The sequence below is a fragment of the Aquitalea pelogenes genome (assembly GCF_001515305.1).
In the GTDB taxonomy this organism is placed as follows: Bacteria; Pseudomonadota; Gammaproteobacteria; order Burkholderiales; family Chromobacteriaceae; genus Aquitalea; species Aquitalea pelogenes.
This window is the reverse complement of the sequence record NZ_LNQV01000001.1, coordinates 1-14371: the sequence shown is the minus strand read 5'-3', so window position 1 is coordinate 14371 and position 14371 is coordinate 1. Positions and strand designations below refer to the sequence as shown.

The 14371-nt window shown below is 60.6% G+C and carries 17 protein-coding genes; 11 read left to right on the top strand and 6 right to left on the bottom strand.

Going from position 1 to position 14371, the window contains the following annotated elements:
* Positions 1 to 43: 43 nt before the first annotated feature.
* From AWT75_RS00085 to AWT75_RS00075, 3 genes are all read right to left on the bottom strand, one after another.
* Positions 44 to 598, bottom strand: a complete 555-nt coding sequence (locus AWT75_RS00085; RefSeq protein ID WP_045845075.1) for a DUF1415 domain-containing protein — start codon at positions 596 to 598, stop codon at positions 44 to 46.
* 107 nt (positions 599 to 705) lie between these two features.
* The gene (locus tag AWT75_RS00080; RefSeq protein WP_045845074.1) at positions 706 to 909 is read right to left on the bottom strand and encodes a cold-shock protein; all 204 of its coding nucleotides are present in this window, start codon (positions 907 to 909) and stop codon (positions 706 to 708) included.
* 245 nt (positions 910 to 1154) lie between these two features.
* Positions 1155 to 1682 (bottom strand): HD domain-containing protein, encoded by a 528-nt coding sequence (locus AWT75_RS00075; protein ID WP_239689400.1) that lies wholly within the window; start codon positions 1680 to 1682, stop codon positions 1155 to 1157.
* Between the two features lie 207 nt (positions 1683 to 1889).
* Here AWT75_RS00075 and AWT75_RS00070 point away from each other — a divergent pair, with 207 nt between their 5' ends.
* Entirely contained in the window at positions 1890 to 2990 is a 1101-nt protein-coding gene (locus AWT75_RS00070; protein ID WP_062785884.1) for an HD-GYP domain-containing protein, read from the top strand.
* Positions 2991 to 2995: 5 nt separating this feature from the next.
* Here AWT75_RS00070 and AWT75_RS00065 read toward each other — a convergent pair whose 3' ends face one another.
* Positions 2996 to 3841 (bottom strand): dienelactone hydrolase family protein, encoded by an 846-nt coding sequence (locus AWT75_RS00065; RefSeq protein ID WP_062785878.1) that lies wholly within the window; start codon positions 3839 to 3841, stop codon positions 2996 to 2998.
* Positions 3842 to 4007: 166 nt separating this feature from the next.
* Between AWT75_RS00065 and AWT75_RS00060 the strand changes: the two genes are divergently transcribed.
* Entirely contained in the window at positions 4008 to 5159 is a 1152-nt protein-coding gene (locus AWT75_RS00060) for an HD-GYP domain-containing protein (protein ID WP_062785874.1), read from the top strand.
* Here AWT75_RS00060 and AWT75_RS00055 read toward each other — a convergent pair whose 3' ends face one another.
* Complete coding sequence (locus AWT75_RS00055; protein WP_062785866.1) at positions 5160 to 5759, bottom strand: hypothetical protein; 600 nt, start codon at positions 5757 to 5759, stop codon at positions 5160 to 5162. It abuts the gene before it with no gap.
* A 131-nt stretch (positions 5760 to 5890) separates the two neighbouring features.
* On the opposite strand from AWT75_RS00055, the gene ppnP reads away from it, so the two are divergent.
* Positions 5891 to 6202, top strand: coding sequence for a pyrimidine/purine nucleoside phosphorylase (gene ppnP / locus AWT75_RS00050; RefSeq protein WP_062786251.1), 312 nt, complete (start codon positions 5891 to 5893; stop codon positions 6200 to 6202).
* 342 nt (positions 6203 to 6544) lie between these two features.
* Positions 6545 to 8122, top strand: a complete 1578-nt coding sequence (locus tag AWT75_RS22455; protein WP_239689399.1) for an EAL domain-containing protein — start codon at positions 6545 to 6547, stop codon at positions 8120 to 8122.
* Positions 8123 to 8138: 16 nt separating this feature from the next.
* Here AWT75_RS22455 and AWT75_RS00040 read toward each other — a convergent pair whose 3' ends face one another.
* A complete protein-coding gene (locus tag AWT75_RS00040) occupies positions 8139 to 9146 on the bottom strand; it encodes a potassium channel family protein (protein ID WP_239689398.1) in 1008 nt (335 codons plus the stop codon).
* Positions 9147 to 9330: 184 nt separating this feature from the next.
* Here AWT75_RS00040 and AWT75_RS00035 point away from each other — a divergent pair, with 184 nt between their 5' ends.
* From AWT75_RS00035 to AWT75_RS00005, 7 genes are all read left to right on the top strand, one after another.
* A complete protein-coding gene (locus AWT75_RS00035; protein WP_045845067.1) occupies positions 9331 to 9741 on the top strand; it encodes a glycine zipper domain-containing protein in 411 nt (136 codons plus the stop codon).
* A 183-nt stretch (positions 9742 to 9924) separates the two neighbouring features.
* Complete coding sequence (locus AWT75_RS00030; protein WP_239689397.1) at positions 9925 to 10422, top strand: MarR family winged helix-turn-helix transcriptional regulator; 498 nt, start codon at positions 9925 to 9927, stop codon at positions 10420 to 10422.
* Entirely contained in the window at positions 10419 to 12506 is a 2088-nt protein-coding gene (locus AWT75_RS00025; RefSeq protein ID WP_062785860.1) for an FUSC family protein, read from the top strand. The genes AWT75_RS00030 and AWT75_RS00025 overlap by 4 nt, the downstream gene beginning before the upstream one ends.
* Complete coding sequence (locus tag AWT75_RS00020; protein ID WP_045845065.1) at positions 12503 to 12706, top strand: DUF1656 domain-containing protein; 204 nt, start codon at positions 12503 to 12505, stop codon at positions 12704 to 12706. Before AWT75_RS00025 ends, AWT75_RS00020 begins: the two co-directional genes overlap by 4 nt.
* Positions 12706 to 13590, top strand: coding sequence for an efflux RND transporter periplasmic adaptor subunit (locus tag AWT75_RS00015; RefSeq protein WP_231588783.1), 885 nt, complete (start codon positions 12706 to 12708; stop codon positions 13588 to 13590). The genes AWT75_RS00020 and AWT75_RS00015 overlap by 1 nt, the downstream gene beginning before the upstream one ends.
* Complete coding sequence (locus AWT75_RS00010; RefSeq protein ID WP_062785855.1) at positions 13587 to 13979, top strand: outer membrane factor lipoprotein domain-containing protein; 393 nt, start codon at positions 13587 to 13589, stop codon at positions 13977 to 13979. Before AWT75_RS00015 ends, AWT75_RS00010 begins: the two co-directional genes overlap by 4 nt.
* The coding region (locus AWT75_RS00005) for a TolC family protein (protein ID WP_161937706.1) at positions 13952 to 14371 on the top strand (420 nt) is incomplete at its 3' end. The genes AWT75_RS00010 and AWT75_RS00005, both read left to right, overlap by 28 nt.

The following is a 14371-nucleotide window of genomic DNA, read 5'->3' as shown; positions in this document are numbered from 1 at the left end:
TTGTTTTACCCTGTTGCCTGATGTCAGGCAAGAATTGTCGGCTTCAGGATTTGGTGGCAAACAGTGCCTGCCAGCCATCCACACCCAGTTGGGTGACGGTGTCGATGTTCTTCTCGAAGATGGCTTCCGCTTCCGGGAAGGCTTCCACTGCACGATCGATACTGGCTTCGCGAATCAGGTGCAGGGTAGGCCAGGGCGAGCGGTTGGTATAGTTGCTGATGTCGTTGATGCCGGTGCCTTCAAACTGGAACTTGGGATGAAAGCTGGCTACCTGCAAGACGCCGTCCAGATCGAGCTCGGCCACAATGGCGTCGGCGATGTCCTGAAACTCGTTGAAATCCAGAAAGCGCTGCAGCACATAAGGATGAATCAGCAGGGTGGTATCGGTTTCTTCCGGGCTGGTTTCGGCCAGCAACTGCAGTTCGCGCGCCAGTTCTTCTGCCAGTTGAGCCGGCTCGGTGGCATCGCTGACAACGATACGAACCTGGTTCTTGACGTAAACCGACTTGGCAAAAGGACAGAGATTCAGGCCGATGACGGCTTTTTCCAGCCATAGGCGGGTGCTGGCAATGGCTTCTTCGTGGCTTGGCGTTTGCATGGTGCTGATTCCGCAGGGCAAGGGGTATGGGGGGCGGCAGGCTGCCGCAAAAGCAAAAAAACCCGGACGAGTCCGGGTTTTTATCAGCGGGTAATCTTTAAAAAAGATTACAGCGGCTGGATGTTGGAGGCTTGTTTGCCTTTCGGGCCATCGACGATGTCGAAGCTTACGCGCTGGTTTTCGGCCAGGGTGCGGAAGCCTTTGGCGTTGATCTGGGAGAAGTGAGCGAATACGTCATCGCCACCTTCATCCGGAGTGATGAAGCCAAAACCTTTGGAGTCGTTGAACCACTTAACGGTACCGGTTGCCATTTTGTTTATCCTCAAAACGAGCAAGTTGATAAAACGCATGAAGTTCAAGGGAAATGGCGACTGAGGTACGGACTAAATGCCACTACGACAACTACACATCCACAACTTGAGCATCCTGCAGGCAGGCATACTGCCCATTGTTGTGCGGGTTGGCAAGCATTTTCTGCACATCCTGACCCTGTCCACCAAGCCGGTCATGCCAAAGACATTGTTTTGGAAATGGTTTTCGTCGGCATGGTACTGTCTCAGGCGCCGAAAAACCCTTGCGCTTCTGCCCGGTCCAGTGCCTGCAACAGCCATTCGCCGGCCAGCGGGCAGCCATCGCTGACCTTGCTGGCTGCCATGGACACCACTTGTTGCTTGCTGACCCCGTTTTCACGCCAGCTCTGGCCTTGACGGTTCAGGTTGAGCAGGATGGGCATCAGCCGGTCCATTGCCCGGGCAAAGCGGGCTTCGGCGCTCTGGCGCGCTTCGAACTCCTGCCACAGTTCCACTAGCCCGGCAGCCTGCTGTTCTGGCAGCAAGCCGCAGATACGGCGCATGGCTGCCAGTTCTTCGGCTTCGCGCTCGGCATTGTCGGTGGCGGCGTAGACAATCACATCACCGGTATCGATTTCGCCCAGGTCGTGGATCAGCAACATGCGGATGACCTTGTCCAGGTCCAGCTTCACCGGTGCGTGTTCCGCCATGGTGAGCGCGAGCAAGGCAACCTGCCAGCTGTGTTCGGCAGAGTTTTCATAGCGATCCAGCCCCACCGGCTTGGTCTTGCGCAAGACGATTTGAGCTTGTCGATTTCCAGAATGAAGTCGATCTGTTTTTGCAAGATGCTGAACGGGGTAGTCACGGCAGGGGCTTCGTGTTGGTTTGGGAAAGGGCTCATGATACGCCGCCACGTTTGTCCGGGGGCAAGGATTTGCAGGTACTTCCTGCAAATGAATGATTTATAGTGCAATGACATCAGGCCATACAGCGAGCACGTCATGAGTGATGAAGCGCAATTGGAATTTGTGCGGGAGGACCCGGAAGGCTTTCAGGATTTCCGCGATGTGTTGTCCGACTATGCCCCCCAGATTGAAAGTCTGGCTACCCAGTTGGGGCAGAACCCGCAGTCGGCCACGCTGATTGGCGATTTGTTCCGCCTGATGCACACCATCAAGGGGGATGCCGGTTTGTGCCGGGTGATGTTTGTCGTGCCCTATGCTCACGCGCTGGAGGGGCTGCTGGCGCGTTTGCGCAGCGGCGAGCTGGTGTATCAGGAAGTGATGGGCGATGTGTTATTGCTGGTGCTGGACCGGCTAGAGCTGGTGATGGGGCAGATCGCCAGTGCGCGACAGGTGGACCGGGTGCAGATGCAAACCCTGCTGGAAGCCTTGCGTTCGCTGGAAACCCTGCCGGCGCCTTCTGTCACGGCCAGCTGCGCGCGCCTGGTGGCGGCGATGGTGGGCGCACAGGGCAAACGCGAGGCCCCTGCGGCTACTGCATCCGGTGCCAGCAAGGTATTGACGCGGCAGCAGGACATGCTGCTGTTTCGTACCCTGGCCTTGCAGCTGGAGCAGCGCATGCCGGAATTCGTCGGCCGGACCGAGCGTAATCTCAGACTGGCGCTGGAGGTGAATCGACAGGCGGGCAACTGGGTGGATGCCGAGCAACTGGAAGCGGCCATCTACATGCACGATGTAGGCATGATGTTCCTGCCAGAAGCACTATGGCTGAAAACCGGCAGCATCAGCGACAACGAACGGCGGCTGATGGTGCTGCACCCGGCCTGGGTGGCGGGCCTGTTGGGCCGCATGCCGGGATGGGAGGAGGCTGCCTTGATGGTGATGCAGCACCATGAAACACCGGATGGAGAAGGCTACCCCTATGGTCTTGTCGCGGGCGAAATCTGCCAGGGGGCACGCATTCTGGCCTTGGTGGATGCATTCGAAGCGGTGATGCTCAAGCACGCCCACCGCGGCCAGCGCCGTTCCATGCTGCGTGCTGCCGCCGAACTGAACGCAGCGGACGATCAGTTCGAGCGGGCCTGGCTTGATCCTTTCAATCAGGTACTGCGCCGCATGCTGGAGCAGGCTGCCCAATAAGCGGTTCAACGTGCCTTCATGTCGTGACTGGCCAGCCAGTCCAGCATGCGCTTCCAGCCGTCCTGCGCAGCGGCGGCATTGTAGGACGGTCGGTAATCGGCATTGAAGGCATGTCCGGCATCGGGGTAAACCACGATTTCCGAATGGCTGTGTCCCTGGCCCAGTGCCTGGCGCATGCTGTTGACGCTGTCCTGCGGAATGCTGCCATCCTTGCCGCCGTACAGTCCAAGCACCGGTACTTTCAAGCTCGCGGCGATATCCACCGGCTGACTGGGCGTCAGCGGGCCGTGCTCGCCTGTCAGCTTGCCATACCAGGCAATCCCGGCTTTCAGATCCGGGTTATGGCTGGCGTACAGCCAGGTAATGCGTCCGCCCCAGCAAAAACCGGTGATGGCTGCATGTTTGGCATCGCCCCCATGCAGGTTTGCCCAGGCGAGCGTGGCGTCCAGATCCTGCAGCACCTGCGCATCCGCCACCTTGCTGACAATAGTATTGATGATGGTGGGGATGTCGCTGGCTTCGGCCGGATTGCCCTGGCGGAAGTAAAGCTCTGGCGCAATGGCGAGATAACCCAGTTTGGCCAGGCGGCGGCAGATATCGCGAATATGCTCGTGCACGCCAAATATTTCCTGAACCACCAGCATCACCGGCAGCTTGCCTGACTGTACACGTGGCTTGGCAAAATAGGCCGGCAGTATGCCGTCATCCAGTGCAATGCCGGCCAGCCCGGTATCCAGATCGTGGCTGTCCGTGATGATGCCGGCGGCGGATATCGGCTGTACGGCCATGGCAAAGCCGGTTGCCAGTGCCTCTTTGAGAAAGTTGCGACGCGGTGGGTCAAAGCGATGCATGGAATGCTGCCTCCGGAGTGGGGTGCCGAGGTGGCACCCAGGGCTTGAGGTTTGTGACGGGCTTGGCGACAATGCCGCTCTCCAGTTGCTTTGGCGTGCGCATTGTCGGCGTGTCGGCGGCTATTTGACTAAACTGTAGTCCAGATTCGTGTTTCCAGTCATCACCATGTCCCAGCCTCCTTCCAGAATCAAGCTGCCCGGCCGTTTTTTGCGCGTGGGTGAGCAAGTCCCGGTCGATGTTTATGCCAAGAACGGCTTTTTGCTGCTGAAGAAGGGTCATTACGTCCTGACCCCCGAGCAGCGCGAACGCCTGATGGATGTGGCGCATGGCGATGTGGAAGAGGTGGAGGTGCGCCTGGAGCGGGAGCGGCTGGACCGCGCCGCCCAGCGTGAACGCGAAGCCGCGGCCAGCAGCCCGAAAAACCCGCTGGTGGAGGCAGGGTTCATGGCCGGACGGCTGGAAGCGGTGCTGTTGCACGGCTTGGCCGTGCCGGGGCTCGCCGGCAGGCTGGAGGACATGGCTGAAGAGCTGATACAACTGACCCAGCGTTTTCGCGATGGCATGCTGGCGTCACTGTTTCTGCTGCCGGTCAAGTCGCACAGCTTCCGGGTGGCGACCTTGCTGGCGCTGCTGGGGCGACGGCAGGGCATGGAGCCAGCAAGGCTGAAAAGCCTGGTCGGTGCCGGCCTGTCGATGAATGTGGCAATCAGCCAGTTGCTGAACCAGCTGGCCAGCCAGCGTCAGCCCATGAGCTTGCCGCAGCAGGAGGAAATGGTGGCCCACCCGGTATTGGGTTCTGCCATTTTGCGCGAGGCTGGCGTGACGGATGAGCATTGGCACCTGCTGGTGCAAACCCATCACGAGCAGGACGACGGGCAGGGTTATCCGGCCGGTTTGCATGCGGATGAAATTCATCCGGATGCCCGCTTGCTGGGGCTGGTGGACTTGCTGTGCGAGCAGTTTTACAGCGATGCCGCGCTGTTGCCGTCCCAGGTGATGGCCAGCCTGTTTCGCGGCGAGCTGGGGCAGTTTCCGCCGGCAATGGTGTCCTTGCTGATCAAGGAAATGGGGATTTATCCGCCGGGCAGTTTTGTCCGGCTGGCCAGTCATGAAATCGGTGTGGTGACCCATAGCGGGGAAAAGGCAAACCAGCCGCGCGTGGCAGCATTGCGCAAGGTGGATGGCCCACCTTACGCCGATGTCCTGCTGCGGGACAGTCGCCAGCCTGCCTACCGGGTGGTGGAGCCGGTGGCTGCGGCCACCGCAGCAGTGAAACCGGCTTATCTCACCCGCTTGTGGACCTCACGTTTGGGGTAGTCAATGGCTGGCAGCCGACGCTGCCGGCAAGGCGGAGTCTTTTTGCAGCGGCTTGATCCGGATGTCGGACAGATTGTTTACCTTCCATACCCGACGCATGTGGCCGAAGTCACGTTTTTGCTGATTGCTCAGCCGGAGTTCCGGCCGCATCGACAGGTCCAGAAACACTTCCCCCAGATAGGTGCTGCTTCCTGCCGTGACGTCAAAGCCGGCATGGATGGGCAGGGTGACCGAGCGCCACTGGCTGCCCCAGCCGGATTCCTCTATCCAGTTGCCCCAGGCGTCGGATGCCTGGTAGTGGCCGGGTGGCAGGGCCAGCAACAACAGTTTTCCATCCACCGGGCTCATGCCTTCCTCACCAAAAACCGTATCGGTATTCATGCTGGCACGGCTGTTGGCGATGGTGTCACCGTTCTGGTCCTGGATATGCAGGCCGACGTTGGCAGAATCCTGGTCAAAGGCCTTGGCGGTCAGGGAGGCAATGACATAGCCATAGCCGGGAGGCGGCGTAATGCTGCCTTGCAGGCGGTCTGCCATGGTGGTGCAGGCGCTTAGCATGATGGCTGCCAGCAGCATGCTGCCGCGCTGGAGAATGCTCATGAGTGTCCACTCCGGATCGGTTGGCTCGGTAAGTGTAAAGTTGGCGGTTTGCATCTTGCCGCCAGACAGGAATCCGGTATCCTAGCCGATCAATTTATTGTTGATAACAAAAACACACACAAAGGATGATCATGGATCAGTTTGAAAACGTCAGCGTCGCCAAGCGCGCCAATGTTTACTTTGATGGCAAGTGTGTCAGCCACAGTATCACGCTGGCAGATGGCACCAGCAAGTCGGTTGGGGTGATTCTGCCGTCCAAGCTGCTGTTCAATACCGGTGCGCCGGAAATCATGGAACTGCTGGAAGGCAAGTGCCGCATCACGCTGGCAGGTAGTAACGAGGCCATCAGCTACGAAGGCGGTCAAAGCTTCAATGTGCCGGCTGACAGCTCTTTCCAGATTGAAGTGCTGGAAACCCTGCACTACGTTTGTCACTACGGCTGATCTGGCCGACCGCATCATCCCGAACCCTGCGCTGCCGGGTTTTTGCATTCTGGCCTGTCGGTGCGGACTGTGTGAGCAGGTGATCTGGCGCGCGATTTGTACGAGATGCACTACAGGCCTTCTTTACTGCGTTACACTGCGCTTTGCGTTTGTCATTATTTGCCGGCCATCCATGCAGGAAAAACAGGCTTTCCCGGCATGGCTTCCGCGGGTATCCTTGCCGCCTTCCTGCCTTGGGTTAGGGGGATTAGCAGCTATGATGACTATTAAGCAGGGCAACGGCACGGCAGGTATGTGTGCTGCTTGCCCGGGCGTAAACAGTATGGTGACTGGATTAATTGAATGCTTAAGCGGGTGAGTGTGTGGTGGTCGCGCCATGTTTTGTCTGCCAGACCGGCGGTGATTTACACCGTCGCGGTGTCGCTGTGCCTGTTGTCGGGCTGGCTGCTGGCATTGCTGGCAACCATCGTGCAGGAGAAATCCGAGCTGCAGTGGCAGGCTGAATCCGCGGCACGCCAGCTGGAATTGCAGCTGACGCAAGGTGAGATGGCGTTGACGCGCATGGATGGCATTCCTGCAGAAGCCGGCTGCATGGCAGCGTCGGCAGGGCTGGCCGCCATTGTGCAATCCGTGCCGCATGCCCGCCATGCCATGCGTGAATGGGCGGATGGTCGCCGTTGCAGCGCGAATCCATCCCGTACCGAGGCAGTACCCGCCCAGCCACTGTCGCTGCAACAGGTGCCGGGTGGCGGCTACGGCCTGGTGCTGACACATCATGCCAATGGTCACAGTGTGCTGGAATTGAATGCCGTGCCGCTGCTGGAGCAACTGCAAACCCGGACCCGCGGGGTGCAGGTGGGGCTGGTGTGGGGCACGCAATACCTGAGCCTGGCAGATGGCGTGGCCGAGGTGGGCGCAGTGCCGGATAGCGGCCTGCTGCATCGGCAAAGCCTGTCCGGTGGCGCGCTGGATGTGGTGGTGCAGGAAGGCTGGGGGACGGTGTTGCAGCGCTCCTTGCTGCACCGGCTGGATACCATGCTGCTGGCCCTGGCTGCCGGTGTGGTGCTCGGTTGGGCGCTGATGCGGCGCAAGCTGGCACGCAACACCAGTTCCTGGGAGATTGCCCAGGGCATACGCAATCGCGAATTCTTTACCCACTACCAGCCGATTGTCACCGCCGAATCGGGCGAGTGTGTCGGGGTGGAAGTGCTGGCGCGCTGGCGTCATCCGGTGCAAGGGGCGGTGCGGTCCGATCTGTTCATCCCGGCGGCGGAAGATGCCGGCATGATCGTACCGCTGACGCGCTACCTGCTACGCCGGGTCAGCAAGGAGCTCAAGCCGGTGGCGCTGCCGCCGGGTTTCATGGTGGGGGTGAATATTGCCGCCGAGCACCTTGGCATGCCGGACCTGGTGGAAGACTGCAAACTGCTGCTGGCGGTATTGCGCGAGAAGAAGGCCGTACTGGTGCTGGAGGTTTCCGAGCGCTTTCCCTTGCCCGAGCATCAGGTCACACACCGCGTGGTGCAGGACTTGCGCCAGTTGGGGGTGAAGCTGGCGCTGGACGATTTTGGCCTGGGGCATGCCGACCGCAATTACCTGCGGCGCTGGGGTTTTGATTACCTGAAAGTGGAAAAGGGCTATGTCTCGGCCCTGGGCAAGGACAGTTTCAAGGCCAATATCCTGGATGGCTTGTTGCTCACCTCGCGCCAGCTGGGTGTGCAGGTGATCGTGAAGGGCGTGGAAACCCAGGGGCAGCAGAACTACCTGTCGGTAAAGGGTTTCCAGTTGTTGCAGGGTTTTTATTTCGGCAAGCCGATGACGCTGAACCATTTCCGCCAGTGGCTGTATTCCGGCATTACCCAGGACCGTTCAGCGGCCGCTGCGCGTGAGGCCGCTGCCGCAGCCAACGGCACGCACTGAACCCTGAGCTGCGCGCTTAGCTGGCCGGGTTCTGCGTGCTGATCAGCAGCAATGATTCCCCGCTGTGCATGATGATTTCCGGGCCGGGAGAGAACTCCACCTCGCCCGGGCTGCGTTCCAGTGCAATCACCATGGCCTTGCCATCGAAGCCCTCTTTCAGGAAGCGCTCCAGCGGCAGGCCTTCCCAGCGTTCGTCCAGCACATGCACCTGCGCGCGAAACTGATTCGGGTAGCGGTGGTGCAGGTGTTCAAAGAAGTGCAGGGTTTCCGGGTGGGCCACGATATTGGCCATGTTCATGCCGCCCAGGTGGGATGGGATCACCACATTGTCGGCACCCACGGCCAGCAGCTTCTTGCGCGAACTTTCATTCTCTGCCTTGGCCACGGCCAGAATCTTGTTGTTCAGGCTTTTGGCTGTCACCACCACGAAGGCGTTTTCTGCATCGGCACTCAGACAGGAAATCAGCGCATGCGCGCGGGTGATGCCTGCGGCGCACAGGTTTTCGTCTTCTGCCGCATCGCCAACAATAAATGGCACGTCCAGCTCCTGCAGCATGCCGGTATTGGCTTCGTCCCGTTCTATCACCACGATCTGGTGCTGGGTGCTGAGCAGTTCTTCCAGCGCATAACGGCCGGTATGGCTGAGGCCGCAAATAATGGTGTGGCCCTGCATGCGGGCAATCAGTTTTTCCATTTTCTTTCGTCTCAGATAAAGCGGCAGGTCGCCCTGAAACAGCATCAGGGTGAGCGAGGAAATGCCATAACCCACCACACCGGTGCCGAACACGATCAGCGCGATGGTGAAGTAACGGCCTTCCAGTGAGAGGTTGTGCGTTTCGCCATAGCCGATGGTGGCCAGGGTAATCACCGTCATGAACAGGCTGTCGGAAAAGCTCCAGTCCTCGATCAGCATGTAGCCGGAAGTGCCAAACAGCAGGGCAGCAAAGACCAGGCTGCTCAGGAACAGCATTTTACGCGGGAAGCTGTGACGCATGATGGTGGGGTGCAGCCGGAAAATGCGCATTATAGCTGTTTGGCATGGTTGCGGCTGTGCGATGTGATGCGGAACCGGGCATGTTTACCGCCTGGCCCAGATGTGAGCAAAGTTGTCGGACTGGTGATTTTGCAAAGCTTCTTCACACTGTTTTACACGCCGTTACCTGCGGCTGGATAAGCTGAGTGTGTATCAACGCACTGGAGGTCCAGTCATGAAATCCCGAATCCTTGTTCCGGCGCTGCTGGCGCTGTCTATCAGCTCACTGGCCCATGCAGATGCCTCTGCCATTCTGGGTGGTGCCGTGGGTGGTGCGGTCGGTGCCGCCGTTGGCCAGTCCATCGGTGGCCGTAATGGGGCCATTATCGGTAGTGCCGTGGGTGGTAGCGTAGGCACGGCCCTGGCCTACCAGCGTGATGAAGAGCGCCGTTTCCGTGCGCCGCCGCCGGCACCGGTGGTGTATCAGCCGGTGGCCTATGTGGCACCGGTGCGCTACGGCCCGCCGCCCGCCGCTTACTGGCATGATGACTGGCGCGCACGTGAGCGCCATTGGCATGAGCGTGAATGGCGTGATCACGGCTGGCATGACCGTGGTTGGCGTGGTGATGAGCACTGGCGTGACTGATGCCAGTGCTGCCCTTGTTGCCGTTTTGCAAAAGCCCCGATTCCGGGGCTTTTTTCATTATTTGCCGCCTCAGTCGGGTGGGGATGTGTGGTGATTGGCAAGGAACTTTTGCCCGGCATGCAGAAACTGCTTGCTCGCCATGCCCGGCTGTTTCTATAATTGATTAGCAATCAAATCATTTACATGCAAATCATTATGGACAATGTGGATTTACTGCGGTTAGGTATTACCAGCGCCATCATGCAGGCCGGGCGCAAATGGCGGCATATTTCGCAGGACGTGGTATTCGGCCATGGCCTGACCGCGCCTTGTGCCACCGCACTTATCTTTATTGGTCGGCTGGGAGAGGGAATCAACCAGATTGCCCTGGCAGAGGAGATTGGCATCGAAGGGCCGTCACTGGTGCGGGTGATCGACCAGCTGGCTGCCGATGGCCTGGTAAGGCGCGAAAAGGACAAGGTGGACCGCCGCTCCAACACCCTGTGGTTTACCGACGCGGGCAGGGCATTGACCGACAAGATAGAAGTGGAGCTGGTGCGCTTGCGTGCGCTGGTTTTCAAGGACATTTCGCCGGACGACCTGCAAGCCACCCTGCGAGTGTTTGCCGCGGTAGATGCGGCCTACCAGCGCCCGGAACTGGTGGCTGAACTGGCGGCACTGGCCGGTCAGGAAAGAGCATGAAGCTGCCCAGTTGGCGTGACTGGCTGTTTTCGGCCAAGGCCTTCCTGGCGGCCATGCTGGCCTTGTACATTGCCATGGCGCTGGAGCTTCCGCGCCCGTACTGGGCCATGGCCACCGTGTACGTGGTGTCCCACCCGCTGACCGGTGCCACCCGCTCCAAGGCGGTTTACCGCATTGGCGGCACCTTGCTGGGGGCGTCTGCCGCCGTCATCCTGCTGCCCCTGTTTGTCAATGCACCCACCTTGCTCAGCCTGGTCGTGGCTTTGTGGACCGGCAGCCTGCTCAGCATTTCCCTGCTGGATCGCACTCCGCGCAGCTATCTGTTCATGCTGTCGGCCTACACCTTGCCGATGATTGCACTGCCGACGCTGAACAACCCGGAAAGCATTTTTGACGTGGCGCTGGCGCGCAGCGAGGAAATCCTGCTGGGCATTGTCTGTGCCAGCGTTGTTTCTGCCTTGCTGTGGCCGGGCAAGGTGGCTCCCATCATTTCGGCAAGGATCGACAGCTGGATGCAGGACGCCCGCAGCTGGGCCGGGGAGTTGCTGGCCTTGCCGGATGGCGCCACGAGCGCGCAGGACAAACCGATGGCCATGCATGCCAGCCGTCACAAGCTGGCAGCGGATATTCTGGCGCTGGACCAGTTCATCTCCCACTTGTCCTACGACACCACCAGCTTTGCCATGGTAAAGAACGCGCGCGAGCTGCGTGGCCGCATGAGCATGTTGCTGCCCATTCTGTCCTCGCTGACCGAAACCCGGCAGGCGCTGGTGCAGCAGGGGGAAAGTGTGCCGGAAGGCTTGCGCGTGTTGATGCAGCGGGTGGCCGAGTGGATGGCCGAACCCCGGCTGGAGGCGTGCCGCAAGGCGGTGCCGGGTTTGCAGCGCGACCTCGCCAGCCTCAAGCAGGAGATGGCAAGTGGCGATGACTGGCAGTCGCTGTTGCTGGCCCATGCGCTGGCGCGATTGCAGTCGCTGATCAACCTGTGGCTGGACTGCCGCCTGCTGCAGCAGTTGCTGGCTGAAGAACACCCCACTTTCAGCTGGAAACCGGCCTACCGTCACTGGCCGGTGGGTGGTACCGCCCGCCATTTCGACTACGGCATGGTGGCGTTTTCCTCGCTGCAAGCCTCGGCAGCCATCTTCATTGCTTCGCAGCTGTGGATACAGCTGGGTTGGACCGATGGTTCCGGTGCGGTCATCATGGCGGCCATTGCCTCCTGCTTCTTTGCCGCGCTGGATGAGCCCGCGCCGATGATGCGCACCTTCCTGATCTGGGCGCTGGTCAGCATCGTGCTGACCACGGTGCTGTTGTTCATGGTGATTCCGGCTGCCTATACCTTTGAAATGCTGGTGGCCATGCTGGCCATCCCGTTCTTGCTGGTGGGCACGCTGTTCACCCGGCCGCAATTCACCATGATCGCCATGATGCTGACGGTGAACACCGCCACCTTCCTCAGCCTGCAAGGCGCTTACGATACCGACTTCACCGCCTTCTTCAACGGCAACGTCGCCACGGTGGTGGGGGTGTCCTTCGCCCTGCTGTTCAGCCTGCTGGTCCGCCCCTTCGGCATCGAACTGGCCATCCGCCGCCTGCGCCGCGCCAGCTGGCACGACCTGGCCCGCATGGCATCGGGTCGCGGTCTGGGTGACTACCCGCAACTCACCGCTCGCATGCTGGACCGGCTGGGCCAGCTGATTCCCCGCCTGGCAGCCAACGGGCATGACCAGCTGCCATTGGTGTTCAGCGAACTGCGTACCGGCTTCAGCGTGTTGCACCTGCAACGGGATGAAAACAAGCTGCCGGATAGCGCCGGGGCCGGTGTGCAGAAGGTGCTGGACGATGTGGCCGTGCATTACCGTCAGGCGCTGGCCTTGCGCCATGCCCCCAGAACGGATGACCGCCTGCTGCAACACATTGATGCTGCGCTGCGGCAGGTACTGGGCAGCGGCCAGCGCAGCAGTCACGCTGTGCTGACCGTGCTTAACGCGCTGGTGGAACTGCGCATCACGCTGTTTCCCGCTGCCGGCAGTTTTGCCCCGGCAGCCCCCTTGCCCCTGGAACATGGAGAGCTTGCACCGTGATTGGTGAAATCGAAATCTACGGGGTGTATTTCCCCAGCCTGCTGATCCTGATGGTGCTGGCCTTTGGCGTCACCGCCGTGCTGCGCGCCGTGCTGGGACAGCTGGGTTTCTACAAACTGGTATGGCACCGTTCGCTGCTGAACGTGGCCTTGTATGTAATTGTGCTCGGCGGATTCGTCGTGCTGACTCGCGGATGGTAATGATGAAAAAGCTGGCAGGAAAAGCGGGCCCGGTGGCCCTGACGCTGATTGCGGTAGTGGCTGCAGTGCTGGTGGGGCGCTACTTGTGGGATTACTACACCAATGCACCGTGGACACGGGATGGCCATGTACGGGCCGATGTGGTGCAGATTGCGCCGGATGTCTCCGGGCTGATTACCGAGGTGCGGGTACATGACAACCAGCTGGTCAAACGGGGGCAGGTGCTGTTTGTCATCGACCATGCCCGCTACACGCTGGCGCTGAAACAGGCCGAAGCAGCACTGGTGCTGCAAAAGGCGGCACTGGCGCAGGCAAAGCGCGAAGCTGCGCGCAATCACAGCCTGAGCGACCTGGTGGCGCGTGAAAACGTCGAACAGAGTGATGCCCGCGTGCAGCAGGACGAAGCCAATGTTGCCGCCGCCAGCGCCGCGCTGGATGTCGCCCGGCTGAACCTGCAACGCACCGAGGTGAGCAGCCCGGTGGATGGTTACCTGAACGACCGCACCCCGCGTGTGGGTGACTATGTCAGCACCGGCAAGCCCGTGCTGTCCATGGTGGATGCGCATTCCTTCCATGTGGACGGTTACTTTGAAGAAACCAAGCTGGACCGTGTGCAAGTAAACCAGCCGGTGGAAATCCAGATCATGGGTCAGTCGCACAAGCTGCGCGGCCATGTGCAAAGCATTGCCGCCGGTATTGAAGACCGCGACCGCAGCAACGGCGCCAGCCTGCTGCCCAACGTCAATCCCACTTTCAACTGGGTGCGGCTGGCGCAGCGCATTCCGGTACGGGTGACGCTGGATGAAATTCCGGCCGACTTCCGCATGATTGCCGGTCGTACCGCCACCGTGGCCGTGGTGTCCAGCAAGGGAGGCCAGCAGTGAAACGCTTTTATCCCGTCAGCCTGCTGGCACTCTCGGTGCTGGCTGGCTGCACCACGGTAGGCCCGGATTACCACTTGCCCGAGCAGGCCGCCATGCAGCGCCCGGCGGCACAAGGCCGTTTTGCCAATGCCGATGGCCAGCTGGCGAGCGCACAGCCGGTGGCCGGCCGCTGGTGGCAGCTGTATCACGACCCGGTGCTGAACCAGCTGGTGGAACAGGCCCGGGCCGCCAATACCGATTTGCGCGTGGCCAGTGCCAATCTGCAAAAGGCGCTGGCGGTAGCCAGTGAAGTCAATGCCGAAGCCGGCCCGCATGCGGCGGTGTCGCGTCCGCCGAGCGCGCCCGCGTATCGGGCCAGAGCATGCTGCTGGAAGAGCCGCTGCCGGTGACCAATCTGGGGGACGAAGGCATTCGTGTGGCTTACCAGCTGGATTTGTTTGGCAAGCTCAAGCGTGGCGAACAGGCGGCAGAAGCCAATAGCGAGGCCGTGGCGGCGGCGCGCGACCTGGCTGCTATCACCGTTACCGCCGAAACCGTACGCAGCTATGTGCAGATCTGTTCGGCCAACCATGGTTATCAGGTGGTACAGCAACAGCTGGGCCTGCAGCAAAAGCAGCTGGAACTGACACGCCGTCTGGCCAGTGCAGGGCGGATGACCGCCACCGATGTGCTGCGGGCACAGGCGCAGCGCGACAGCGTGAATGCCGCGCTGCCAGCCTACCAGGCCCAGCGGGATGCCGCGCGCTACCGGCTGGCCATGCTGCTGGGCAAGGCACCGGCT

Bases quoted from the DNA above. Each gene is read 5' to 3' on its own strand.
- AWT75_RS00085 (WP_045845075.1), bottom strand. From the start codon at position 598: ATGCAAACGCCAAGCCACGAAGAAGCCATTGCCAGCACCCGCCTATGG.
- AWT75_RS00080 (WP_045845074.1), bottom strand. From the start codon at position 909: ATGGCAACCGGTACCGTTAAGTGGTTCAACGACTCCAAAGGTTTTGGC.
- AWT75_RS00070 (WP_062785884.1), top strand. From the start codon at position 1,890: ATGAGTGATGAAGCGCAATTGGAATTTGTGCGGGAGGACCCGGAAGGC.
- AWT75_RS00065 (WP_062785878.1), bottom strand. From the start codon at position 3,841: ATGCATCGCTTTGACCCACCGCGTCGCAACTTTCTCAAAGAGGCACTG.
- AWT75_RS00060 (WP_062785874.1), top strand. From the start codon at position 4,008: ATGTCCCAGCCTCCTTCCAGAATCAAGCTGCCCGGCCGTTTTTTGCGC.
- AWT75_RS00055 (WP_062785866.1), bottom strand. From the start codon at position 5,759: ATGAGCATTCTCCAGCGCGGCAGCATGCTGCTGGCAGCCATCATGCTA.
- ppnP (WP_062786251.1), top strand. From the start codon at position 5,891: ATGGATCAGTTTGAAAACGTCAGCGTCGCCAAGCGCGCCAATGTTTAC.
- AWT75_RS22455 (WP_239689399.1), top strand. From the start codon at position 6,545: ATGCTTAAGCGGGTGAGTGTGTGGTGGTCGCGCCATGTTTTGTCTGCC.
- AWT75_RS00040 (WP_239689398.1), bottom strand. From the start codon at position 9,146: ATGCGCATTTTCCGGCTGCACCCCACCATCATGCGTCACAGCTTCCCG.
- AWT75_RS00035 (WP_045845067.1), top strand. From the start codon at position 9,331: ATGAAATCCCGAATCCTTGTTCCGGCGCTGCTGGCGCTGTCTATCAGC.
- AWT75_RS00030 (WP_239689397.1), top strand. From the start codon at position 9,925: ATGCAAATCATTATGGACAATGTGGATTTACTGCGGTTAGGTATTACC.
- AWT75_RS00025 (WP_062785860.1), top strand. From the start codon at position 10,419: ATGAAGCTGCCCAGTTGGCGTGACTGGCTGTTTTCGGCCAAGGCCTTC.
- AWT75_RS00015 (WP_231588783.1), top strand. From the start codon at position 12,706: ATGATGAAAAAGCTGGCAGGAAAAGCGGGCCCGGTGGCCCTGACGCTG.